Origin of the sequence: Alkaliphilus oremlandii OhILAs (assembly GCF_000018325.1) — a bacterium.
Taxonomy (GTDB): Bacteria; Bacillota; Clostridia; order Peptostreptococcales; family Natronincolaceae; genus Alkaliphilus_B; species Alkaliphilus_B oremlandii.
Window position 1 is genome coordinate 810,746 of the sequence record NC_009922.1, and the last position, 25,787, is coordinate 836,532.

Genomic DNA, 25,787 nt, shown 5'->3' on the forward strand with positions numbered 1-25,787 from the left:
TAACAATAAGATACCATGTAATGTTTTTGGCAAGTAAAAATTATATAATTTGGCAGGATAAAAACCAGCAATCCGATTATCCATAAATGCAAAAATATGTATCTTATTTTATACTTGAGTTCAGTAAGCGATAGCTTTTACCTGTGAATAACAATAGATGGCTGTGATGCACCAGTCTATCTATAATAGCACTTGTTAGACGCTCGTTGTAAAAAATATTATTCCACTTACTGAATTCAAGATTTGTTGTAATTATGACACTTCTTTTCTCATAACAGTCTGCTATTACTTGAAATAAGAGCTGGCAACCATCTATATCTAAAGGGATATATCCCCATTCGTCACATATCAGTAAATCTAGCTTATCTAGTTGCTTAAAAAACTTATTTAAGCTGCCATCTTCTTTAGCCTCAATTAGTTGATTTACAAGGCTTGCAGTTCTAAAAAACTTTACTTTCTTGCCACGATTAATGGCCTCAAGCCCCACGGCAGTGGCAAGGTGGGTCTTACCCGTCCCTACGGGACCGTACAAAATTAAATTCTCTTTTTTATCGATGAAACTTACGCTTTTAATCTCATCTACTGTAGTTCCTGATGGAATTTGAATATCATTAAATTCGTAGCCTTCAAAGGTTTTTAATACATCAAATTTTGCTTGTTGTATAGAGCGATTTTTCTTGACCACTTCTCTATTTTGGACGGCAATTTCTAATACTTTTACTAAAAACTCTTCGTAGGTATTTGCTTTAATGTTTTCATAATTATTGGCTATATGACCACCTAATCTAAGCTGCTTACAATAGTCCATAATTAACTCCTTCATTACTGTACACCTCCTTTTAAGAAGATGTCATATTCTGAGTTGTTTGTTATATACGGATCTAAATTTGGCACATTCATGCTCAGTTTAATATCCTTAATCTCTAGAACGCCTCTGGTTAATCTATGGTAGGCTGCAGTGAGACTATCTTCATCTCGTAGGTTTTTTTCTTCTGCTAATTTAAACACTTCACTAGCCTTTTCTAAATCCATCTCTAATAATAACTTGGAGAGTACTTTCAAGCCCACTTTCTTTTCTTCATGATCGCATTTTTCAAAGTAGCTCTTAAGATCTAAAGGCATATCATCATAAAAGCTTGTGTATTTAAGAGCCGTAGGCCTTTTTTGCATCAGGACTAAGTATGGAACCCAGTCCATGGATTCATAATTTTTCCCATATAATCTGTTGTGGCTAAGAATAGTTTTATAGTCTTCATTTAAAATATGCACTTTGCTATGAGTGATTTTTAACCATACTTCCTTGCCAGAAAATGCTGGTGAAATAGAGTAACTGTAATCTTTATCTAGTTTTACTTTGCCATAGGCATCAGCCTTTGCTTTTTCTAATCTATATACTTCATAGTCCTTCTTAGGGAGATCTTGGATTGTCAACAGTTTTTCAGACAACTTTTTTAAGGGTATTCATTCTGAATGTAGCTGGCGTTAAATAACCTAACGAGGAATGAAGTCGGTGATTATTAAACCAGTTCACATAATCAGCCAGTTCATATTGTAATTCCTCTAGCGTTTCAAATACCTTATATTTTACAAATTCCGTCTTTATGATTTTAAACGTTGCTTCTGCAACTGCATTATCATAAGGACATCCTTTCTTGCTAAGGGAGCGCTTTATATCAAATATTTTAAGGGTTTCGTCCAGAAGTTTGTTCTTGAATTCATTGCCTCTATCTGTATGAAATACCTGGATATTTTTCAAATTTGTATTTACACGTGCAAATGCCTTTGAAACTAGGTTAGCGTCTTTATTTTTACCTGCACTATATCCGATGATTTCACGATTAAATAGGTCGACAAGAACACATATGTAATTCCATTGATTTCCTACTCGTACATATGTTAAATCACTTACAACTACATTATATTGTGAACGATCATCGAATTCCCGTTTTACCAAGTTTTCTATTTGTGATTCGTTGCATTTATCTGCATATGGCCTAAACTGAGCCACTGTATACTTTGATACTAACCCTTCCTGCTTCATGATTCTTCCGATTCTGCGCCGGGAGACTTGATATCCATTGTCTCTAAGAACTGCTTTGATTTTTCTGGTGCCATAATTACTACGGCTTTCCTGAAAAATTTTCTTGATTTTGGAAGTTAGCTTAGATTCATACTGTTTTGGCTTTGATTCATAGTAATAACTACTTCTTGAAATTTCTAGGACCTTGCACATTGCTGATACTGAGTATTTGTGAGCATTGTTACGAATCACATTTACTTTCGTCCCATAATCAGCGCGGCTTGCTTTAAAATATCATTTTCCATTTCAAGCTGTTTGTTGCGTTTACGAAGTTCAATTAGTTCCTTTTGTTCTAGAGTAAGATTATCTTTTTCTTTGAAAGAACCACTAGTATCCGCCTGTTTGATCCATTTGTCTAATAAAGAAGAAGCAATATCGTATTCGCGGGTAATATTGCATTTGCGTTTTCCATTCTTATATAATTGTACTACTTGGTTTTTAAACTCATCCGTATAGGTACGGCGAGGACGTTTTTCAACAGACATGGGTGTAGCTCCTTTAATTTTATATTTTTATTGTACATGCCCTTAAATTATCTGTCCAATTAATTGTAGCCTATCCATCTCTCATCATAATTCTTTCTAACTCAAAGAGCTTAGAAATATAGGCATCTTTTTTGTAATGAGCTCTTTTCATGTCCTCGTCAGCTTTGACAAAAAGCTTCTTATTAAATTCATCAATACTATCAAACCTTGGTATTGGAACAAGAAAGTTTCTTCTATAATATCCAACCTTGCTTTCCACAGAGCCCTTTTCATGTCCGCTATTAGGATTACAAAAGTTATGTTCAAAGCCATAATGTAGGGCAAATCTCTCAAAACCTTCGGTTAATTTCCGTTTCCCTTGTTTTTCAATTTTACTTACAACTGGAGAAAGATTATCAAACCAAATTTTGTTGGGAACCTTGCCCATGTGCTTGAAAATACTCTGAAGACCTGTCAATAGACATTCTAGATTTTGTCCTTTAAATAGCTGCACATAGCCCGCATTGCTGTTTGGAAATGAAATATTAAGGTGAAAGCCTGATATCTTGGTTCCTTTTTCAAAAAACTCAACCTCTCCAAAGTCAACTTGGGCTTCCCCGCCAGGGTGATTAAGAGGAACATATCCCTCAGTATCATCATAAAGTTCTTTTTTTCTTTTCGATACATATTCACGTACCGTCCTATCCGATGCGCTAAAGATATCAGCATATTCTTCGCAGAGTCTGTCATAAATGCGTTTGGCAGTATGGCGTTGTTTGGGTTTTGCTTTTTTATCTTCAAGTAGCCACTGATCAATGATAGGCTTTACTTTATCTAGCTTTGTTGTACGTTTCTGTCTAATTTTAATGGGCTGATTAAAATCTTCTTTTTCTACGTATTTCTTGATAGTACTCCAATGATGTCCAGTTTTTTTAGCTACACTATTAATAGATTCTCCTTTATTTATACAACATTTTTTGATATACTTTTGTTGTTCCATTGTTAGCATCCTTTCACTTACCCCCTTTAGATTCGCAACTAAAAGGGTAATATTTTTTAGGACTGCTGGCAATGGTTTTTTCATTTTTTGATTCCTACAACAAGAAAATATATTTTTAAAATTTCCAGTTCTAGTTCTCTAATTTTATCTTGCCATTCTATCTAATTTAATTATGCCATAAACAATGTAAAAAGAAATTTGTCATTTTTTATTTATTAAACTTATCTTTAAATTATTTTTTTATCTTTGTAGATATTAATATTGTCTTTGTTCATAGTGAAAGTAGGGAATATTCTAGAAAAATGTTTTGAAAATGAAGGTACAAGTATTTTGTTATTTTATTGTGTAGGCTAAAGAGGATTATTTCTACGAACAAAAGTGGCAAGCAGGCATAAGGGTGACCACCTGATACTTTTGCTTGTTAGGGAAGTATGCACAATTCCACTGAAACGATGATAAATTATCGTGCTACGCCTCATAAATGATGCTATAAAATCTTTGTATCGTTGTAGTTGTTATCCCATATTTATTTTCGAGATTCTGGAAGGTAGGATTAGTTGTATTATAGAGATCAATTAGCATTCTTTTAAAATCATCATCATATCGTTTGCTGTATGATTTCATTTAGACACTTCCTTTCAGATATAAATATTATATCCTGATTCTCGTATCTATGCTTTTATACTAACACCAATTTGACCCCTAAAAATAGAGTGTTTTATAGATGACATTGTTAGAACTATACGTCTTACTATAGATAATATTTATACCTTATTATTTCTAAATAAACAAAGAACTAACCACTAAGTATAACCCCTCATGTCAAAGTAATGACATCAAAAAATATAAAAATTTGCTAAAGCTAAAATTACCATTGAACATGGCAAACAATAGATTTAGGGAAGATAAAGATAGATTAAATTTTCTCTAAGTTTTTATATATAGCCATAAAAAATAACAATAAAGGCCACAAAAAACTTAGCTTCCTCTCCCACTATACATGCGACGAATATGCTATAATAATGGCATGAACATACAGCATTGGTAAATTTTATTTGTGTATAGACTATTAATTATTGAAGATGATAAAAAAATAGCACAACAGATTCGCAAGTATTTAGAGAGTATGGGTATAGTGTGGATATTGCAAGTTCTTATGAAGAAGCAATTTATAAAATGAATAGCCTGTTCGATTTGGCTTTGCTAGATATCAATCTACCAGATAAAGACGGAACTAGCTTATTGGCTACCTTAAAAAATAAAGATATTCGGGTAATAATTACAACGGTAAAAAATGATGAAAGTTTCATTATTGAAGCATTAGATAGTGGGGCAGATGACTATCTAACCAAACCATTTAACTGAGGTATTTTAAGAGCAAGAATTGATGCTACTTTACGAACCTTACCCATTCGCACTGGCAATACAATTAAGTATAAGGAATGTGCTCTAGATTTAGATAAAGGTATTATTTGTTTTTTGGATGCCCCTTTTGAATTTACTGCACTTGAGTACGAGGTACTCTCTTTGTTTATTAAAAATCCACACAGAATATATACAAGGAACCAACTTTTAGAGCGTTTTTGGGAAGAACGTGAACAATTTGTCAACGACAATACGTTGACAGCCACGATAAAAAGAATACGAGACAAAACATCAAAATCGATTATTACCACTGTACGTGGAATTGGATACAGGATGGATTAATGTAATGATATATATCCTTTGGACAAGCAGTTTTATTACTCTATGGAATTATGAAATGGGGACAAAGAAAACGTATCGATGAAATTATGAAATTAATAAAACAATTAAACCGTGGTGATTATTCAATTCCTATGAAACAAGATGATTTTGCTATTTTAGAAGATGAGATATATAAGCTATTTTTAATGTTTGTAGAAGAAAGAGAACAGACTAAGAAATCGTCAGGTAGTTAAATTGAAAATTTAGAAAACATTTTTCATCAGATAAAGACACCAATTACAACTATGCTTTTGGATTTGGAACTATTGGAAATAGAGCAGGAAGGTTTACAAGAATTTCATGCTTTGAAATTACAATTGAAAAGATTGAATTGTTTAGTAGATATTTTATTGAAGTTGTCAAGCTTGGATGCACAAGTTGACAGAATGAATTTTAAAGAATTTTATGTTTACGAGTGAATAGACGATGCTTTTGATATTTTAAATCAAGAATTATGGTGCAATTTTTAATGTAAAATTCTACAAAGTCACCTAAATATCACTTTGGTTTTGTAATATTAGTATAGAACAAATAAAATCATTTTTTGTAGTGATTCTATTAAGTATAATATTGATGTTTATAATACCGATATTATCAGGACATTTACTCTAAAAATTTTATTTATCTATTTTGATTATCTAACTTTCATACTTTTCTCTGTATTAATCTACGGTGTTAATATTTTAATTCATCATAGTGCTGTAAATAAAATACTAAGTAGACCAGTTATTGAAGTGATTAAGTAATTCTAAGAAATAGGGACCCTAAAGTGGAATGAATATGCTTATAAGCTCCCTTTCAAATTAGGCCCATTAAACTATAGTGTCTAAGAAATGTATAGTTAGTATTAAAAAGGATCAAATTAATATTTTTGATTATGAAAAATTAGGAAGTGAAGATTTTGCAAATGAATTTATGGAATTTCTAAAAAAGGGGGGTAATAATGAATAGAAAAAAAGGTTTGAACAGATTCATGTGCTTGCTTTTAACGATAGTATTTTTATTACCTACGGGGACTATTATAAATGCTTTTTCCACAAGTGTAGGTATAAATAAATATGAAATGAATGCAGAACAAATAATTATACAAAAATGTATTATTACTGACAATGGAGAAGTTCAAGTACAAGCCTCAATTCCAATAGGGGGAAATTGGTGTGGGCCAGCTTATGGAAGCGGACCACCTATTGATTTACTAGACTAAGGATGTAGAGATCATGATAGATGCTATGGGGATAGAGGATATCCCAAATGTTCGTGTGATGATGGTATGTTAAAATATATTATAGACAATAAAGATAGAATGGCAGGCAGAAGCAAGCAGCTAATGCAATAGAGGCTTGGCTTCGAATAAAACTCAATAATCCTGGTGAAACTGGCGGGAATCTAAGCTGTGCGAGGTGATAAAATCTATGAATAATAAAAAAATAGTATCAAATAAAATGGAACAGAAAATGGAGACATTTTATACGTGGTTTAAACAGAGTAAATTATATCACCTAACTATATTTTTAGTTATATTTCTAGGTATATTATTTATTCCCACGGGGAGATTTATTGCCGATGTGTTTTATGGGGGACCATTTATTGCAGGACCTTATATAACACTGATACTAATGTTTATTGTATTTACTTTATATACAAATGTTTATTTATACATATTTTCGATAGCTTTATTTATATTTAGTTCACTAGTATCATTTGTTGGTATAGCAATGGGAAGTATAAATGGAAGTGAAGTATTAATATTTTTCTTACCCATAGTTGTATTTTTAATCATAAATATATGTATTGCAGCTTTCACATATAAATATAAAAAAAGAATTTATAAATAGAAAAGATTATAAATCTCCTTAAGAATACTTCTAATTACGCTCTGATAGTGAACTAAACAGAAATCGATTAGAAGGAACAGCAGTGTTTGTGCAAATTCAAAGATAAATATAGGGAAAAAGGCTAAGAATTAAGTCAACTAAATGACCAGATAAACTTAGCCTCTTTTCTTATACCTAAAAACAGAAAACAAGGATGAAAGTCTAGTGGTAATATCTCAACAGAATAATAATTAATATTTGAAAGAAATATCTACTTTTTCTTTAAAAAACACACTTTAATAAGCCTTAAGAAAACTACAATTTTTGAAGGCGTCGAAGGAACCTACTATCTACTAGTAGGTGGTATATAAACTTCGTTGGTACTCAGCAGCGGTGTTTGGTGATCCTGTGTTAGCAACAGCCATCATCGATCGACTTCTTCATCACTCTACAACCATCAATATCAAAGGAGACAGCTCTCGAATGAAAGAAAAGAAAAAAGCAGGATTCTATGATTAGTTGTATTGTAGAGATCGACTAGCATTCTTTTAAAATCATCATCATATCGTTTGCCGTGTGATTTTATTTAGACACTTCCTTTCAGATATAAATATTATATCCTACTTTTCGTGTCTATGCTTTTATACTAGCACCAAGTAGTTAATCCCATGAAAATAGAGCACTCAAAAAACTGCGTAATGCTTTTTCAGATAAGCTTTAGGAGGTTAAGATTATAGCCTCAGGGTTGGATAAGGTGAAAATAATCTCTACACGATGGAGGAACATGGGTAGATTTGTGTATTTTAGAATTTTTGTCATCGATGGTATCTGAGGAGGGCGAATGCTTCTATAACATATTTTTTACATAATATTTCATTTATTTCCTTAAGATAATCGCTAATAATTGGAGATAATATTATCATGAGGTGAATAAAATGAAATTATTTATACCGTATAAGGCATTTATTAATCCTAAAAGTATGGAATATGAAGTTGGTAAATTTGCTAGGGAACAATTAGAAAAATTAAATGTTCCTATAATTGAAGGAAGAACAGTTTTAATTGAAGGTGAATCTTCCATTGAAAATTATGTTAAAGCTAAGAAAACAATTTATCTAACTGTAAATAAAGAAAAAAAATTAAGACATTGTAGCCCATCGGCAGATTACCAATTCTCCTTATCGAGTTCATGCCCAGGGCATTGTGAATACTGTTATTTACAAACAACTCAGGGAGAGAAACCCTGTATGAAAGTATTCGTAAATATAGACGAGATACTGGCAGTTATCCAAAGGCATATAGATGAAAACCTGCCTAATATTACCTACTTTGAGTGTGGAAGTATTACGGACCCAATTGCTTTAGAACATCTAACAGGTAATCTTAAAAGATGTGTTGAGTTTTTTGCTAAAAGTGAAAATGGCAGACTTAAAGTGGTCACTAAATATGATCATATTGATTCTTTTTTAGATATAAATCACAATAAGCATACTAAATTTAGATTTAGTATAAATACTAAATACATAATAAATAAATTTGAGCATAATACCGCCAGCTTTGAAGAAAGAATAAAAGCTGCAAGAAAGATTGCACAAGCTGGATACCCGTTGGGATTTATTATCGCTCCAATTATGATATATGATAATTGGCAAGAGGATTATAAAGAATTACTGGATAAATTAAAATCTGAATTGGAAGGCTACGAAGAAAAAATTACATTTGAATTAATACAACATAGGTTCACGAATACAGCTAAGGAATTGATTCTTAAAAGGTTTCCTAAGACAGAATTAGATTTAAATGAGGAAAATAGACAATTAAAATGGGGACCCTATGGAAAATTTAAGCACGTTTATCCTAGAAAAAAAAGCGATGAGATAAGAGATTATATTGCTCAAATTATCAATGAAAATTTTTCAAATGCAAAAATTGAATATTTCACATAATAGTTATTCCGTTTTCTAATAAATAGGAATACACCATAAGGATACTAAGAAAGGAAATATAACAAATAAGGATATTTCTCAAGACATGTGGAGACGATCGCAAAATTTGAAAAGCAATCAGACATAAAAAATATCATCGTTGAAAGCCCTGGAGTATATATAGAATACTCCAGGGCTTTTGTATCAAGAATTATTATAATTTGCGTTACAATCATTTCTTATTCAAATCAACTAAACGAGATCTAAAAACTGGGAAATAGCACGTATGGTGTACTTTGCATAGACACATATTGTGAAATCATGCTTTATCTGGGATAATATATTTTCTTCTTACTATAAAAATGTTATGATGAAAAAAGAGAAATTGATATGAGGAAGCAATGATTTTTAATAATGAAATCCCCCTCATCGTTAGCAAGAAGGATGTTCGGCAGCGGGTTGCATAATGCTCATGTGTAAGACTTATGGCTTGATTTACAGTTCCAAATGAAAGAAAAGATGGAAAACAACAGTAAGCCAATAGCAAAACTGTAGGGTGAAAAATGGCGTTGGTGGCGGCTTCGGTCGCCCTGCTTTATGGTTGAAGCTATAATTCCAACTGTAGCTTCAGGCTTTTGGATGAATTATTAAATAACTTGTATTTCACAGAGGTGAGACATGGATATAAAAGACTTGGCAATATTTAAAACAGTAGCTTCTTTTGGGAATATTACTAAGGCTGCAGAACACCTAAACTATGCACAATCCAATGTTACCGCTAGAATCAATCAGCTGGAACAAGAATTGGCAGTAGATTTATTCATCAGAAACAGTCGAGGCGTAGTGCTGACTAATTCCGGAGAAATATTTTTGGATTATGCGAATAAAATAATTGGTTTACAAGATGAAGTGGTTAGTGTTTTGCACGATGGAACTCGAGGAAAATTAAAAATTGGGTTAATTGTAGAAGTAGCAGCAGTACGGTTACCTTATATAATGTGCGGTTTTAAAGAAGCCTGTCCTAATGTTGAGCTAGTAACCTATATTGAATCTACAGCGGCATTATTGGGCAAGATTTTAAACTATGAGTTGGATGGTATTTTTGTAGATGGACCTATAAAAAATGAGGAACTTGTTCAGGAAATTTGTATAGATGATGAACTTGTTTTAATTACAGGTCAGCAATTGTCAGATTCTCAAAATTTAGAATTAATTTGTAAAAATGATTTGATTGTAGCATCACAAAATTGTATCTATAAAAGAAAATTCGAACAGTGGGTTCAATCGGAGAATGTTCAATTACCAAGGTCAATTCAAGTTGGCACTTGGGACGGCATTTTTACTTCTGTTGAATTGGGTTTGGGTTTTTCGATTACAATACGATCTTTAGCTGAGAAATACAGTAAGTCGAATTCATTCTTTATTTATGAACTCCCTAAAGCGTATAATCAGAATCCCCTTGTTTTTTTAAGAAGAAAAGATAGGATAATGACAAGGACTTTTCAAACATTTCTGGATCTATCATCACAAAAAACGATTGCTAATAGCGGAAATCGTAATTTGTAATGAGAATTCTTTTGCTATACACTTACTTTATCAAATATGAAAAAGGAGTGTTAGTTATGAAGAAGATACAAGTTTATCATGTAGATGCATTTACAGATCAAATTTTTGGTGGCAATGCTGCAGGTGTAGTTCCCGAAGCGATGGGGCTGAATGAGCATGACATGCAAAAGATCGCAAGAGAGTTGAATCTTTCAGAGACTGCATTTTTATTTCCTTCTAATGACGAAAATTATGATTATGTGGTGCGTTATTTTACACCAAGTAGCGAGGTTGATTTTTGTGGTCATGCTACGATAGGTTTATCATGGGTTATGGCAATGGCGTATGGCTGGTTAGAAAAAGCCCCACAAATTAGATTGAAAACAAACATTGGTGTTGTTCCAGTTGAATGGTCTATGCAACAGAATAAACTAAATAGTGTTGTGATGACTCAAGTTGCACCTAAAACCAAACAATTTGAGGTAGATAAGGAAGAAATCTGTCGTGTAGTCGGGATTAATCCAAGGGACATCGATGATAAATATCCGATCAGGCTAGCATATACAGGAAATTGGCACTTATTAATTCCCGTAAAGGACAGCAAAGCAATCGATGCATCAGTACCCATATTAGAAGAATTAAAAGATTTAAATCTGAAGTGGAATATTACGACTACTCATTTGTTTAGTTTTAATAGTTTTGATGAGCGATATAAAATATATACAAGGGATTTTGCACCAGCAGTAGGGATCGCTGAGGATCCTGTTACAGGAGCGGCCAATGGCGCGTTAGCAGGATACTTAGTATTAGAAAATATTTTAGACTCAAAAACAGACCATGAATTTACAATTGCTCAAGGACATGCAACTGGAAGACCAGGAGAAGTAGCAATAAAAATTATTGCAGGGAAAGCTAATCCGACTATCAAGGTTGGGGGAAAGGCAGTTATTTCAATTCATGGAACTATAAATCTTTAATGAAGCAATCTATATGAACAGCTTACATAACTTGACAAAGTATCAAATTATGTAAGCTGTTCTTCTATATTTAAATGACAAGAAAAAGATTCATCTCGTTTTGCTTTCTCAATATTGTATTTATTCTTTTTCAAGGATATTATAAATACATTGGATTATGAATGCAAAGCAAAGAATGGATGAAGCGAGACTTTGATCTCGATATGGAATATTTCATAAAAAAATTTAATAGGGGTGTGAATCATGAATAGAAATAGTACTATAAAAATTGATGTGGAAAAATGCATTGGCTGTGGGCTATGTTGCAAAGACTGTCCGCTCCATGTGCTTGTACTGCAAAACGGGAAAGCCACAATGATGGCTGAGAAATGTCTTGAATGTGGCCACTGCGTTGCCATATGTCCAAAAGACGCTTTTACTATGAGGGGATATGATATGCAGGAAGTCAAAACATATGATAAAAACATCTTCGGTATTGATGAGGATATTCTTCTCAACACAATACAGTTCAGGCGTTCGGTAAGGCATTATAAGGATAGGCAGGTAGAAAAGGAAGTAATCAAGAAAATCATAGAAGCAGGACGATTTACTCCTACTGGAAGTAATAAGCAAAGGATAAGATATATTGTTGCACAAGAAAGCATTCCTATGTTAGAAAATGAGGCGTTGAAAACATTTCGAAAGTTGAAGCGTCTGCTGGAAATTGTGGGAAAATTTGTTCAGCTTCCTTATGACGTAAGTGGATATCAATTAGAACCAGGCTTCTTTTTCCATGGAGCGCCAACGGTCCTCTTTGTTATTTCGGATGATGATGTGGATGCTTCACTTGCATCGATGAGCATGGAATTGATGGCCGAGGCCATGGGGCTTGGCACGCTGTATGTAGGCTTTTTTACAGTGGCGGCAAAACACAACAAAAAAATTAGAAAAGAGCTTGGTCTTACAAAAAAAGAAAAGGTGGTGACCTGCCTTGCAATGGGATATGCCGATGTTCAATATATGCGGACGGTTCCCAGAAAAAAAGCTGAGATTGAATGGCGATAAAACCAGATAGTAAGGCGAATATATAAGAATATAAGTTCACCATAGAACCATTTGCTATAGTCGCCAAGATTTGAAGCATATCTCGGCGGTTTATGTGAGATTTTCTAATAATAAGGTAGAGAATGGAACATAACATAATTAATAAGTTAAGTATGGTTCCAATCTCTAAATTAAATAATTCTGTAAAAATCAAAGCGAATGCATTGTGCATACTTTGACCAATTCCCCCCTTGATTTACAGAGAAGTGCCTCGGTCAAGCATCAGAAATGCGGATACGGAATATAAAATTTTTTTCGTATATTGTGGAATCATATTTCACCTCGTATGATGTATTTTCTTCTTACTACAGAAATGATATGATGAAAAAAAGAATTGGATATGAGAAAAAAGAAATGAAGTAGAAAGAATTTATTATTAGATGTTATAGGAGGTTATCATTATTAAAAACAAAACATTATTAATCCCTGTATTAATTCTGATATGTCTTTTTCTTATAATAATTAATCAGTACTTTATAACCTTATATGATTTATCTGTAATTGATTATATAAAACTTTCAATGCCTTTGACTATTGAAGAGCAGGATTATCTAAAAAACAGGGCACCATTGACCTTTGCATCAGATTCCAATGCACCCCCATTTGCATTTCTTGAGGGAGATACCAAACAATATAGTGGTCTGGTACTTGACTATGTAAGAGCCTTATCTATACAGCTTGGTACAGATATACAATTTATCCCTATGACATGGGAAGAGGCAGTTAAAAGCGTGGTAGATAAAAAAGCAGATATGTGTGATATGTTTCCAAGTAAAGAGAGAAAAAGAAGTATGATATTTTCAAATGCAATCTATGAAATTCGAGGGATTGCTTTGGTCAATAAGAATTCAAAGATAACGGGAATTTCCACGCTTGATGAGGAGCTGGTGATAGCGATTCCATCGGGAGACTATGGAATCGAGTACATACAGAATCATAATTATAAGGTGAAAATAGTTGAGATAGGGAATATTAGGGAGGGAATTAAACTATTACTGGATGGAAAAGTAAATATGGTGATTGGTGATGAGCCTGTAATTTTACATCAAATAAATGATATGAATGTAAACGGTGCTGTAGAGGTATTGCCTGAGGTACTATATGAACAGGACGTGTGTATAGCAATTCACCCTCAGAATAAAATATTAAAGACCATAATGGATAAGGGGATTCTTCAATTAAAAAGGTCTCATTATATTGAAAAGATTCAACAAAAATGGTTTGGGCTTTCAGCCACTATTTCTAAAAATAAGATACCAACCAATCTTTTAACGACAGTACTTGTGCTTATTCAATTATTAATATTAGGAATAATAGGTTTTATTTTATGGACTTCAACACTTAAAAATAAAATAGATGAAAGGACAGCAGAGCTTACAAGAAGTAGAAATGATTTAATTAATATGCTGAACAGTCTTGATGATGCCATAGCGGTGGTTCTAGATGATGAGGAATTACTTAATGCTAATGATGCATTTAAGCAGCTATTTAATAAGAAGGGAGACACACACCTTAAATCGATTTTGGATTCTGGTAAGGAAAGTGATGAATTTATACATCAAGGCAGGTATTATGTTTATAAGGTAATCAACATGGAACAGGAAAAGGGCGCAAAACTTTTATCAATAAAGGATATTACGGATATAAAAAGCAGTCAGGTACAACTAATTCAGCAAAATAAGATGATCGCAATTGGTCAGCTGGCATCAGGAGTAGCTCATGAGATTAGAAATCCTCTGGGCATTATAAGAAATTATAATTATCTTTTGGAATCACGCCTTAAAGGTAAGGACAGCGTAATCGATAAATCCATAATTTATATTAATAATGCAGTTGAAAGGGCGGGAAGTATTGTAGATGAGCTTCTAAATTATACAAGAGTGTCAGAAGACAAGAAATGCTTAATTAATATAAAAGGCCAGATTGAATCAGTTCTTACATTGGAATCAGCCACATTAAAAATGAATAATGTTATAGCAACATTTGATTGTGGAGAAGACCTTAATATTAAAATGCACCGTTACTCACTTCATCATATTTTATTAAATCTTATTGATAATTCTATAGATGCAATGCCTGAGGGAGGAGAAATTAATATCATTTGTACCAACAAGAAAAAGGCCATTGAAATAGTATTTTCAGATACGGGTGAGGGAATCTCTAAAGAATCACTGGAAAATATATTTCACCCTTTCTACACTACCAAGAATGTAGGGAAGGGCATCGGGCTTGGAATGTATATCGTGTATAATGAGGTTCGTAAAAACGGTGGAGAGATTCGGGTAGAAAGTCAATTGGATAAAGGAACAACTTTTTTTATGGAGTTTCCAATTAAGGAGGAAATTTTAAATGCAGGGATTTAGGATATTAATAGTAGATGATGAGAGCGAATTCAGGGACTTTTATGAATTAATTTTAGGGGACAAGGGTTATGAGGTTTATACCGCATTTTCAGGAGAAGATTGTCTACAAATGGTGGAAAAAAATCCTGTGGACCTTGTAATAACAGATCTCAAAATGACGGGCATTGATGGTATTCAGCTTCTGGAGAAATTGAAGGATACTGTACCAGAGTGTGCTGTAATAATTATTACAGGATATGGGACTGTGGAAACAGCAGTGGAGGCAATACGTAAGGGGGCATTTGGTTACTTTATAAAGGGTCATAACCCAGAAGAATTAATTATAGAAATTGAGAAGTTGGTAAAGATGAGGAGTCTAGAGGCTTCCAATAAAAGGATGTCTGAAAAACTTACTAAGGAGCAATGGCATTTAGATACAAAGAGCGATAAATTTAGGAATGTGCTTACATTGGCTGAAAAAGCTTCAGAGAGTATGGCCAATGTGCTAATTTATGGTGAGTCTGGAACGGGGAAGGAGGTTCTCGCCAATTATATTCACCAGCTAAGTGAGGAAAAAAATAATCCTTTCATCGATGTTAACTGTCAAGTATATTCAAAAAACACCATAGAGTCAGAGCTTTTTGGGCATGAAAAGGGAGCCTTTACAGGAGCTATCGAAAGAAGAATTGGAAGATTTGAGGAAGCAGCAGGAGGCACATTATTCTTAGATGAGATCGGTGAACTTACACCGTATGTACAGACCAAGCTCCTAAGGGTGTTGGATACCAAGAGTTTCGAAAGAATGGGAAGTAATAGAAAGATATCGGTAGACTTTAGACTGATTTGTGCAACACATAGGAATTTGGAAGAGGAAGTGATTAATAATAACTTCAGAGAAGATTTATTATATCGTATCAACACTTTAGTCATTGAGATTACGCCATTAAGGGAACGTAAAGAAGATCTGCCAGATCTGATAAGGTACTTTTTTATAAAGTATCAGAATGAAATGAAGAAAAAAGAAATAGAAGTTAGCAACAAAACCATGGACTTTTTACTGAATTATGATTATCCAGGTAATATTCGTGAACTAAAGAATATTATAGAGAGGATAGTTGTTCTCAACGATGAGGACTTGATCCACAGGCATATTTTATCATGCATGGGACAAGGAGTGGGAAAGCAGGATAAATTATCTGAATCAAGTTGTAGGAGCTATACGCCAATGAGTCTGAGGGATTTTAGAAAGGAAAAAGAAAGAGAACATATCATTTCTACAATTCATTATTGTAATGAAGATCTTGACCAAGTGGCAGAGATACTTCAAATTACCAGAAGACAGCTCTATAATCTTTTAAAAGAAATTGAAAGGTAATGGATTGGAAAGAAATTTCAAAAAAATCGGAAAAATATTTCCTTTTAACGATTTACAACCCTTGATAATTTTTTAACTATTCAATCAATTCAACAAAAGATTCGATTTTTCTTCTTTTTTCTCTTTGGCATAGGAATTGCTTTAATATATGTCAAAACAATAAGGAGGTAGAAAAATGGAATCAATTTACAAATTGAATGATATCTTGAATGAACTGGTGTGGGGACCTTATATGATAGGTCTTATACTGATTACTGGGATTATACTAACGATAAGATTAGGATTTCCCCAGGTAGCAAATTTCAAGTATATTATGAAAAACACTTTAGGTAAGATGTTTTACAAGTCAGAAGAAGGTGAAGGTGATATTTCATCTGGACAAGCGGGTCTAACAGCTATAGCAGCGGTTGTAGGTACTGGTAATATTGCAGGTGTTGCAACTGCGATTGCAATGGGTGGTCCTGGAGCGATATTTTGGATGTGGGTTTCAGCATTCTTTGGCATGGCTACAAAGTTTTCAGAGATTGCTCTAGGTATTAAATATCGTGAAAGAAGAAAAGATGGTACCTTTAGCGGTGGGGCCATGTATTACCTTGATAAGGGGTTAAATAGCAAGTTTTTAGCATACTTTTTCAGTGTGATGGTAATTATCACCTATTTTATAGTGGGAGCAATAGTGGATACAAATTCTATGGTGCTTTCTTTAAATGAACAATGGGGAATTGAACCTTTGGTAAGTGGTATAGTTTTAGCAATCCTTGCAGGTGTTGTAATACTTGGTGGTATTAAGAGAATGGGACGTGTTTGTGAAATAATTGCTCCTTTTATGGGCGGCCTTTATATTTTGACAGGAATTGCAATTTTGGTCTTAAATATTACACACGTTCCTGTAGCAATAGGAACCATTGTTAAAAGTGCATTTACACCAATGGCTGCTACAGGGGGATTTGCTGGTTCTGCATTAGCTACCACAGTCAGAATGGGATTTGCAAGGGGGATGTTCTCCAATGAGGCTGGTCTCGGCAGTTCACCGATTATTCATAGTAGCGCCAGAGTTACGCATCCAGTTGACCAAGGGATCTGGGGTGTTGCAGAGGTGTTTGTGGATACAATTCTTATCAGTTCAATAACAGGTATTGCAATAATTATTTCTGGAGAATGGACAACGGGTGTATCTGGTCCAGCACTCACAATGAGAGCATTTAATAGCTTGTTGCCAGGTAATATAGGTAGTTATATTGTAATGGCCTCAGCTATTTTATTTGGGTACTCCTGTCTAATCTCTGCTAATTTCTATTGTGAAAGAGCAGGGGAATATATGTTTGGACCTAGGGTAATTCTACCGATTAGAATATTGTGGGTTATTTTTATAGTTATAGGATCAGTTGGAGGACTAGAGTTTGTATGGGCACTTGCTGACACAGCCAACGGTCTGATGTCAATACCAAACCTTATAGCTCTTATTTTATTAAGTGGTACTGTATTGAAATTAAAGACAGAATATTTTGAGATGCATGATGAAAAATTAAAAGGAAAGAATTAATAAAAGTTGGGTGTGCAAAAGCATACCCAACTTTTTTTAGTATCCAGATCATTGGGTGGATATTGATCAGCTGAATAAATTTGCAAAAACTGCAGAAAAATAGATTATTTAGTATTGTGCTAACGAACATCATATATAAAACCATCACTAGGTAACAGTCCTTCGACAACACACTCCCTACATATATTATACCATTATTTGTATATTATAGATAGACTACTTTTTTTATAGTTTCTACACTATAATGTTATACATAAATCTAAAAATAGAAGAGGTGGATTATTATGAATAATAAACAGGATATCTTAGATAATGGACCTTTCTTTCATGGTACTAAAGCAGAACTAAAAATTGGAGATTTATTGGAGCCACAACACTTATCAAATTACCAAGATAAAAAATCCAATTATATATATTTTACAGCAACATTAGATGCTGCTAAATGGGGTGCTGAATTAGCAATATCTGTATCAAAGGAAAGAATTTATCTTGTAGAACCATTAGGTGATTTTGAAAATGATCCGAACTTAACGGACAAAAAGTTTCCTGGAAACCCTACACGTTCCTATCGGTCTAAATCTCCTTTGAAAATAATAGCTGAATTAGGTTCATGGGAAAGACATACTGACGAGGAAATAAATCATATGCTTACATCTTTAAAAAAGTTACGAGAGCAAGGAAAGGCTATTATATACGATTGATCCTGAGAGAGCCTTTTCAACTGTAAATATAGGATTCCATCAGACCTAATATAAAAAAGATCAAGAGAAAATCTTGGTCTTTTTTATATTAGTAATGTCTTTTAAAGTTTGAAAAAATACGTTGACATATAAATTAGATTGTGATATTAATATATAGACCGACCGTCAGTCTATAAGGAGAAGAGGGAAATTATGAGAGTTATAAAAGAGTATGATGAAAGAAAAAAAGAGATTCTTGATACGGCTGAAAGGCTATTTCGTATAAAGGGATACGATAAATGTACCATCATGGATATAATTAAAGAAGTTGGAATTGCAAAGGGTACTTTCTATCATTACTTTAAATCAAAAGAAGAAGTTTTAGATGCAATTGTGTTGCGATATGTAGATATTGTTAGGAATAATGCTGAAGAAATACTTCTAATAGAAAATATCAATCCAGTAGAAAAGCTTATGCGTGCATTTATGGCTATGCAGGTAACTAATCAGATTGACAAAGACTTGCTTGACAACATGCACAGGGTTGAAAATGCTCTGCTTCATCAAAAAGCATTAAATCAACTAGTTACAACAATGACTCCAATACTGGTAAAGGTTATTGAAGAAGGAATAGAAGAGAAAGTTTGGAGCTGTAAGTATCCTTTGGAGTATATGCAAATTTTTCTAGTAGCATCATTGACATTAACGGATGAAGGAATTTTTGAGTTGGATTCTGATTCCCAGATGAGTGTTATGGCTGCAATGATATCAATGCTGGAAAAAATGTTGAATGTACCTGAAGATTGTTTTATGAAGTTATTTATAGAGAACTTCGGGAAAATGTAAATATATTGGGGGAAAAGAAAGGTAGAATATTATGAAAGAATTTATAATTATTTGGATTGGACAGTTAATTTCTAGTATAGGCAGTGGGATGACTGCATTTGCTGTTTCAATTTATGTTTATCAAAGTACAGGAAGCGCAACATTGGTATCTTTAGCAGCACTTCTTGCCTTTCTACCAACAATTCTTTTGAATCCTGTTGGAGGAGTTTTAGCGGATCGATATGATAGAAGGCTTATGATGATATTAGGGGATTCTCTTTCTGCATTGGGACTTCTTTTTATGCTGATTAGCATACAGACTGGTCATAGGGGATTAATGCCCATATTTATAGGTGTTACCATAAACTCTGTATTTGTATCTTTGCTTGAACCTGCTTATAGGGCCACAGTTACAGATATTATCTCAGAGGAGAATTATGCAAAGGCAAGTGGTTTAGTTCAAATTGCAGGAACATCTAAATATCTTATATCACCATTTATTGCAGGACTTATACTTACTGTTTCAGACATTAGGGCAATTTTAATCTTTGATATAGCAACGATTATTATAACTGCCTTTGCTGTTGCATCGGTAAAAAAAAGGATAGCGGTTGTAAAGCCTATTACCCATAACTTTAATTTTTTTAAAGAATTTGAGGCAGGAGTGAATAGTATTACCAGTGATAGAGGGGTTAGAAGCTTGGTAATACTTATGACATTCATGTGTTTCTTTATAGCTTTTATTCAAACATTGATGACACCAATGATTTTATCTTTTGCTGATACCAAAAAACTTGGAATTATGGAATCTGTAAGTGCTGTTGGTATGTTAACTGGCAGTATTATTATTGGCATTTTAAATATTAAAAAAAATCATCCTAAAATTCTTATGGTATCTTTAATGGCAGCAGGAATCTTTATGGCATTGGTAGGCACAACAACTAATATAACGTTTATTGTAGTTTCCTGCTTTTTATTTTTCACAGCACTCCCATTTGTTAATACCTGTGCAGATGTATTGATTCGTATGAGAATACCAAATGATGTACAGGGAAGGGCATGGGGAATGATAAGTGTTATTACTCAATCAGGTTTTGTTATGGCATATGCAGTATGTGGCGCATTAGCTGACTATGTGTTTGGCCCTATGCTTATGGAAGGAGGAATATTTGCAGGAAACATCGGACAATTAATTGGAACTGGAGAAGGACGTGGGATTGGATTTATGCTCATTATTGCTGGAATTCTTATGTTTGTATTCGCATTTATTTTTGGCTGGAAGAAAAGTATTTATGAAATGGAAGGGAGCATTAGATGAATTGGCTGATAGTTAAAAATGATTTTAAAAGAAATAAAATAATGAACATTGCACTGCTATTATTTATGATGTTTTCTGCATGTCTTACGGTTTTGTCAGTTATTATGGCAGCTCAAACAATTACATCTATTTCTAACCTATATGGGACGGCACAACCACCACATTTTTTACAAATGCATAAAGGCAAAATTGATCAGGAACAAATAGATGATTTTATGTTAGGTTATTCTGGTATTACCTATTTCCAAACAATTAAAATGATCAATGTATATGGTGAAGATATTACTGTTGTCAATGATGGAAAAACATTCAATCTATCTGATATACGCCTGGACATAGGGTTAGTAAAGCAAAACGAAGAAAAGGATTTGCTTTTGAACGCTAAGCATGAAAAAGTAGAATTGCAGGAAGGGGAAATAGGGGTTCCGGTTATTCTAAAGGGAATGCACCCTATAGAAATAGGCGATAAAATTATTTTGAATTCTAATGGAATTTCAATGGAATTTGTAGTAACTGAATTTATTTTGGATGCTCAGATGAATTCTACAATGGCATCTTCCACAAGGTTTTTATTAAGTGATGTAGATTATGGAAAAATTGAAGACAGCGTTGGAGAAAATGAATATCTCATAGAGGCATACTTTAAGGATACAAGTGAAGCTTCTAATTTTCAAACAGCTTATGAAAATGCCAATTTACCTCAAAATGGTCAAGGGGTAACTTATGCTATGATTTTTATTCTAAGTGCCTTAACAGACATAGTTACTGTATTTGTAATGCTTTTAGTAAGTTTACTATTAATCATTGTGTCATTTATATGTGTTAGGTTTACAATCATGGCTTCTTTAGAGGAAGAAATTCGTGAAATAGGAACAATGAAAGCCATAGGAATTCCATTTTTAAATATTAGAAATATTTATCTGAACAAATATAGGTTGTTGGCCGTACTTGGAGTTATAATGGGGTATATCTTGGCATTTTTTATGAGCGGTATTTTTACAAATCATATTAGTACGACATTTGGCAATATGAAAATATCTAATCTTGCAGTAATTTTATCTCTCGTAGTAGGATTTATTGTGTATTTCCTAATAATTGTTTATTGTAAGGGTGTATTAAAGAAACTAAAAAGAGTAACTGTTGTTGATGCACTCACAATGGGAAATGGATTTGATAAAGATTCAAAAAGTATAAGGGATGGACTGTATAAATCCAAAGCATTACCTGTAAACTGGCTTTTAGGAACGAGAGAGGTATTTTATGAATTTAAAAATTGGATAATTATTTATGCAGTCTTGATAATTGCTGTATTAATGATTCTTATCCCTGTAAATTTATTAAATACATTTGAATCCCCTGAATTTATAACCTATATGGGAAGTTCTGTAGAGGATATACTTATTGAAGTTGAAAATGGAGAGAGATTAGAAGAAGGATATGAAAAGGTAAGAAGTGTTTTAAAAAATGATCGCTCAATAAAATATTTTTGGGAATATAGAAGAGTCCGTGTAAATACTTATGATTCAGATGATGAGCAAATGAATTTGTATATTGATTGTGGTATTAACTCCGGAAACCAACTAAAATACCTTAGTGGAGCTGCTCCTAAAAAAGAAAATGAAATTGCCATATCTTATTTTAATGCGGACAAGATTAGAAAGAACCCAGGGGACAAGATTGTACTAATATTCGACGGCAATCAAAAGGAATTTGTTATTTCAGGAGTTTATCAGGATGTTACCAGCGGAGGATTTACAGCAAAATCTACATATAACTTTTATGGCTTAGACTCTGAAAAATATTCTTTTTCAGTAAATCTTAAAGATGAAGCAAACATTGAAAAAAAAGCGAAGGAATGGTCTGAAATCTTGGGAGTCGGAATAACCGTTGACCCCATGGAGGATTTTATAAACCAAACATTGGGAGGCGTTTCCAGACAGCTTAAGATTATTGTGATCTCAACTGCCGTAGTTGGAATAAGCATAGCTGTAATAATAACTGTATTGTTTTTAAAGCTACGCCTTGCAAAGGACTTGTCTGAAATCGCTGTCTTAAAAGCTATAGGATTTTTTGAAAGAGATATTCAACAGCAGTACATGATAAAGACAGGGGTTGTTTCCATAATGGGAATATTGTCCGGAATCCTATTAAATAATTTAATAGGAGGAAAGATTGTCAATACTGCCTTAAGCATTGCAGGAATAGGTATTAGGGAGGTTCAATTAATTTCAAATTCTTTCGTTGAATTTGTCTTGTGCCCTGTAATATTAATGGGATGGATACTAATTGTAACAGCAATTTTAATGAAAACTATAAAAAAATATAATATTATTTCTATTATTAATGAATAGAAGGAGAAACTATGAAAACCATTTTAGAGGTAAAGAATTTATGTAAAAGCTTTGGAGAGACACAGGTTTTAAATAATATAAATTTAAAGGTCAATGAGGGTGAGTTTGTAGCAATCATGGGGCAGTCTGGATCTGGTAAATCCACGATGCTATATAATATAAGTGGAATGGATAGACCTACTTTTGGCAATGTGTTCTTAAGTGGTGAAGATATTTCAAAGGTAGATGAAGACCAATTAAGCAGTATAAGGTTAAATAGAATGGGTTTTATTTTTCAACATTCCTATCTTTTAAAAAATTTATCTATTCGTGACAATATAGTTCTTCCAGGATTTAAGTCAGGTAAGTATTCCAGAGAAGAGATAAATAAAAATGCTGAAGCAATAATGAAAAAGATTGGAATTATAAGTGTTGCAAACCATGATATAAAAAAGGTATCCGGTGGTCAGCTACAACGTGCAGCAATTTGTAGAGCACTTATTAATCAGCCGGATATTTTATTTGGCGATGAGCTTACAGGGTCTTTAAATAGTAGTGCTACAAAAGAGGTTATGGATAATATTAATAACATAAATCGAGAAGGTACAACTGTTATCATTGTAACCCATGATGCAAAAGTGGCAGCCAGGGCTAGCAGGGTGATTTTCATTGTGGATGGCAGTATTAATGATGAGCTAGTGTTAGGAAAATATAATGGAAACGAAGATCATTCATTTCGTGATAGAAAACTAACACAGTGGTTGGAGAAACAAGGATTTTAGATGAGGATAATATGAAGAATCTATGGAGCAATTTACTAGCTACTAATAAGAATTTAGAAATATAAAAGGATTGTATGTTAAAATAGATCAACGGTCTTCTAGGTTTTTAACTAAATATTGAAGTGTGTTTTATGTTCCCTCAGACTGATTGGTTTGGGGGAACTTTTATTTAGGAGATCTAATTTTTACGCAAATAGATAATTAACTTTCTTGTTGATACTTATGTAACGTCATAGCCTATGATTGAGATTGCTATAAGTGGCATCACATTTTCATTTGAGCGGCAAGAAGATGGTTTTAATGCAAATAATTATACACGACGCGTTAAATTTATGTGAAGAAATGCTTTATTACTGCTTATTAGTGTTGCAATAATACATGATTGCCTGATAAACAAATTCCCTCAAATCTTTATCACTGAATTGCTTGAAATAGTTTTTCCATCGCTGATCAGATTTAGAGGTATTAGCAATACATTTCAAAATTTCTGTATCACAACTCATATTCTGCTCTAGGTAACTTTTCCATTCTACAATTAACTCCTGGACTTGGTTAGAAGAAGGTAGGTTATGAATTTGATTTGCTAATTTTTTAAATACTTTTTCCATATTGCTTGCAAACTCATAAGATAAATTTTCTTTTTCCTGATCAGAAAATTTTTCTAGGTTTTTCTCATATTCTTTGTATTTTTCTGTTTCACCATATACTATTTTGGCTTCACGGCTATATTGTTCCTGTAATGGCAAAATTGGTGAGCTATTAAAGATATTCAAATTAACTATTTCTTTTCCAGATATATATTCTTCTAAGGCATTAATAATTGTACCTAAGCGCTGCTGTTTTGCTAGCAAGGTTTGATGATGCAACTGTAAAATTTGTAACTGTTGTTCTTTGGATAGTTGTATAATATCTGATATTTCTTTTAAAGACAAATCCATTTCTTTTAAAAATAAAATAGTTTGAAGTCTTTCCAAATCTTCTCTTCTATAAGTTCGGTAACCATTATTCAATAAGCGAGTTGGTTTTAATAAATTTATTTTATCATAGAAATGTAATGTTCTGGTAGTGACACCAGTGATACGTACAATATCTTTAACTGTAAAAAAATTTGTTTTCATTTCAAAGCTCCCCTAATCCCTTAATAGTATAAGATGGGTGAAAATTTATCTGATGCTCAGTAAATCAATTGCCCATGATATCCATCTAACTTCCCCATTTTTGTATTATATAATACTCTATAAGCTGAAGCTAGAAGATTCTCTAGGCGATGAACAAAATTTGCACTTGACTATGACGTAAAGTCATAGTGTACCATAGATCTGTAATGATAAACCAATATGACATTGAGAACAGATTGGATGATATACTCTATGTTTTAATACGGTATTCATCCTGAAAAGCAGACGGGTAAATTGAACTTTTATGAAAGGAAATAACATATATGAACAATACACTGATTGTTTTTTACTCACTTTTTAGAAATACAGAAAACTTAGCCTTAGAAATAGCAATACAGACCGATGGTATCTTAAGGGAATTAATTCCGGATAAGAATTATTCTTTTGATTATAATACAGCTACCAAAGAAATAAGAAATCAAATTTGCCGAGGATTTTGCCCTAAGTTAATATCTGGAAATGAGTCAATAGAAGATTATCAGACAATATTTATAGGTTCTCCAAACTGGCTTAAAACATTAGCACCCCCAGTTTTAAGTTTCCTTAGATCACATGATTTCACAGGAAAAACAGTAATTCCATTTTGTACCCATGGAGGCGGCGGATTTGGTCAAATTGAAAATGATATAGCTAGAGAATGTTCAAAATCCACCATTCTACCCGGTATTGCTATAAATGGTACTGCTGGACCAAATCAGGTTACAAATTGGCTTAAGGCAATTGGGTATAAGTAGTAGGATAGTTATCATCAGTAGTATATGCCATACTTTTCAGCGATTT

25 protein-coding genes and 1 pseudogene are annotated in these 25,787 nt (G+C 33.1%); 20 read left to right on the forward strand and 6 right to left on the reverse strand.

The genetic code is table 11. From position 1 onward, the window contains the following. Nucleotides 1-103 precede the first annotated feature (103 nt). From istB to CLOS_RS15810, 5 genes are all read right to left on the reverse strand, one after another. A complete protein-coding gene (istB, locus tag CLOS_RS03810; RefSeq protein ID WP_012158605.1) occupies nt 104-823 on the reverse strand; it encodes an IS21-like element helper ATPase IstB in 720 nt (239 codons plus the stop codon). Beyond that, nucleotides 823-1,446 (reverse strand): Mu transposase domain-containing protein, encoded by a 624-nt coding sequence (locus CLOS_RS03815; protein ID WP_198006319.1) that lies wholly within the window; start codon nt 1,444-1,446, stop codon nt 823-825. The genes istB and CLOS_RS03815 overlap by 1 nt, the downstream gene beginning before the upstream one ends. Continuing rightward, a protein-coding gene (locus tag CLOS_RS03820) for an IS3-like element ISClsp1 family transposase (RefSeq protein ID WP_156774368.1) occupies nt 1,439-2,565 on the reverse strand; the annotation gives its coding sequence in 2 pieces (ribosomal slippage) (nt 1,439-2,310 and nt 2,310-2,565; 1,128 coding nt in all). Before CLOS_RS03820 ends, CLOS_RS03815 begins: the two co-directional genes overlap by 8 nt. 70 nt (nt 2,566-2,635) lie before the next feature. Continuing rightward, nucleotides 2,636-3,544 carry an IS21 family transposase gene (istA, locus tag CLOS_RS03830; protein WP_242649594.1) on the reverse strand — a complete coding sequence of 303 codons (909 nt, stop codon included), beginning with the start codon at nt 3,542-3,544 and terminating at the stop codon, nt 2,636-2,638. A gap of 468 nt (nt 3,545-4,012) precedes the next feature. Further along, on the reverse strand, nt 4,013-4,168 hold the full coding sequence (locus CLOS_RS15810; protein WP_156774389.1) for a hypothetical protein: 156 nt from the start codon (nt 4,166-4,168) through the stop codon (nt 4,013-4,015). A 513-nt stretch (nt 4,169-4,681) separates the two neighbouring features. Here CLOS_RS15810 and CLOS_RS16010 point away from each other — a divergent pair. From CLOS_RS16010 to CLOS_RS03910, 19 genes and pseudogenes are all read left to right on the forward strand, one after another. Further along, nucleotides 4,682-4,909: a response regulator transcription factor gene (locus CLOS_RS16010; protein ID WP_198006320.1), complete on the forward strand. Its 228-nt coding sequence runs from the start codon at nt 4,682-4,684 to the stop codon at nt 4,907-4,909. Between the two features lie 162 nt (nt 4,910-5,071). Further along, nucleotides 5,072-5,251, forward strand: a complete 180-nt coding sequence (locus CLOS_RS16500; RefSeq protein ID WP_198006321.1) for a winged helix-turn-helix domain-containing protein — start codon at nt 5,072-5,074, stop codon at nt 5,249-5,251. 50 nt (nt 5,252-5,301) lie between these two features. Further along, nucleotides 5,302-5,484: a hypothetical protein gene (locus CLOS_RS15205; protein ID WP_049753777.1), complete on the forward strand. Its 183-nt coding sequence runs from the start codon at nt 5,302-5,304 to the stop codon at nt 5,482-5,484. An 18-nt stretch (nt 5,485-5,502) separates the two neighbouring features. Beyond that, nucleotides 5,503-5,709: an ATP-binding protein gene (locus tag CLOS_RS16505; RefSeq protein WP_408626282.1), complete on the forward strand. Its 207-nt coding sequence runs from the start codon at nt 5,503-5,505 to the stop codon at nt 5,707-5,709. 524 nt (nt 5,710-6,233) lie between these two features. Further along, nucleotides 6,234-6,494 carry a hypothetical protein gene (locus CLOS_RS03845; RefSeq protein WP_012158606.1) on the forward strand — a complete coding sequence of 87 codons (261 nt, stop codon included), beginning with the start codon at nt 6,234-6,236 and terminating at the stop codon, nt 6,492-6,494. A gap of 208 nt (nt 6,495-6,702) precedes the next feature. Further along, complete coding sequence (locus CLOS_RS03850) at nt 6,703-7,125, forward strand: hypothetical protein (protein WP_041718963.1); 423 nt, start codon at nt 6,703-6,705, stop codon at nt 7,123-7,125. 372 nt (nt 7,126-7,497) lie between these two features. Then, nucleotides 7,498-7,611: pseudogene (locus CLOS_RS15525) on the forward strand (ATP-binding protein); the annotation flags it as partial. Between the two features lie 428 nt (nt 7,612-8,039). Continuing rightward, complete coding sequence (splB, locus tag CLOS_RS03855) at nt 8,040-9,050, forward strand: spore photoproduct lyase (protein WP_012158608.1); 1,011 nt, start codon at nt 8,040-8,042, stop codon at nt 9,048-9,050. Nucleotides 9,051-9,707: 657 nt separating this feature from the next. Further along, nucleotides 9,708-10,595: a LysR family transcriptional regulator gene (locus tag CLOS_RS03860; protein WP_012158609.1), complete on the forward strand. Its 888-nt coding sequence runs from the start codon at nt 9,708-9,710 to the stop codon at nt 10,593-10,595. Between the two features lie 56 nt (nt 10,596-10,651). After that, nucleotides 10,652-11,551, forward strand: coding sequence for a PhzF family phenazine biosynthesis protein (locus tag CLOS_RS03865; RefSeq protein ID WP_012158610.1), 900 nt, complete (start codon nt 10,652-10,654; stop codon nt 11,549-11,551). Nucleotides 11,552-11,794: 243 nt separating this feature from the next. Further along, the gene (locus CLOS_RS03870) at nt 11,795-12,595 is read left to right on the forward strand and encodes a nitroreductase family protein (protein ID WP_012158611.1); all 801 of its coding nucleotides are present in this window, start codon (nt 11,795-11,797) and stop codon (nt 12,593-12,595) included. A 560-nt stretch (nt 12,596-13,155) separates the two neighbouring features. Continuing rightward, complete coding sequence (locus tag CLOS_RS03875; protein ID WP_041718966.1) at nt 13,156-14,997, forward strand: ATP-binding protein; 1,842 nt, start codon at nt 13,156-13,158, stop codon at nt 14,995-14,997. Beyond that, nucleotides 14,984-16,351 (forward strand): sigma-54-dependent transcriptional regulator, encoded by a 1,368-nt coding sequence (locus CLOS_RS03880; RefSeq protein WP_012158613.1) that lies wholly within the window; start codon nt 14,984-14,986, stop codon nt 16,349-16,351. The genes CLOS_RS03875 and CLOS_RS03880 overlap by 14 nt, the downstream gene beginning before the upstream one ends. 175 nt (nt 16,352-16,526) lie before the next feature. Next, entirely contained in the window at nt 16,527-17,894 is a 1,368-nt protein-coding gene (locus CLOS_RS03885; protein WP_012158614.1) for an alanine/glycine:cation symporter family protein, read from the forward strand. A 284-nt stretch (nt 17,895-18,178) separates the two neighbouring features. Further along, entirely contained in the window at nt 18,179-18,595 is a 417-nt protein-coding gene (gene arr, locus CLOS_RS03890) for an NAD(+)--rifampin ADP-ribosyltransferase (protein ID WP_012158615.1), read from the forward strand. Nucleotides 18,596-18,787: 192 nt separating this feature from the next. Beyond that, on the forward strand, nt 18,788-19,420 hold the full coding sequence (locus tag CLOS_RS03895; RefSeq protein ID WP_012158616.1) for a TetR/AcrR family transcriptional regulator: 633 nt from the start codon (nt 18,788-18,790) through the stop codon (nt 19,418-19,420). 31 nt (nt 19,421-19,451) lie between these two features. Next, the gene (locus CLOS_RS03900; protein ID WP_012158617.1) at nt 19,452-20,717 is read left to right on the forward strand and encodes an MFS transporter; all 1,266 of its coding nucleotides are present in this window, start codon (nt 19,452-19,454) and stop codon (nt 20,715-20,717) included. Further along, complete coding sequence (locus CLOS_RS03905; protein WP_012158618.1) at nt 20,714-23,068, forward strand: ABC transporter permease; 2,355 nt, start codon at nt 20,714-20,716, stop codon at nt 23,066-23,068. Before CLOS_RS03900 ends, CLOS_RS03905 begins: the two co-directional genes overlap by 4 nt. 11 nt (nt 23,069-23,079) lie before the next feature. Further along, nucleotides 23,080-23,829 carry an ABC transporter ATP-binding protein gene (locus CLOS_RS03910; protein WP_012158619.1) on the forward strand — a complete coding sequence of 250 codons (750 nt, stop codon included), beginning with the start codon at nt 23,080-23,082 and terminating at the stop codon, nt 23,827-23,829. Between the two features lie 350 nt (nt 23,830-24,179). Here the strand turns inward: CLOS_RS03910 and CLOS_RS03915 are convergent, their stop codons facing one another. Then, complete coding sequence (locus tag CLOS_RS03915; protein WP_012158620.1) at nt 24,180-24,947, reverse strand: MerR family transcriptional regulator; 768 nt, start codon at nt 24,945-24,947, stop codon at nt 24,180-24,182. 323 nt (nt 24,948-25,270) lie between these two features. Here CLOS_RS03915 and CLOS_RS03920 point away from each other — a divergent pair, with 323 nt between their 5' ends. Then, a complete protein-coding gene (locus CLOS_RS03920) occupies nt 25,271-25,741 on the forward strand; it encodes a flavodoxin (RefSeq protein ID WP_012158621.1) in 471 nt (156 codons plus the stop codon). Nucleotides 25,742-25,787 lie beyond the last annotated feature (46 nt).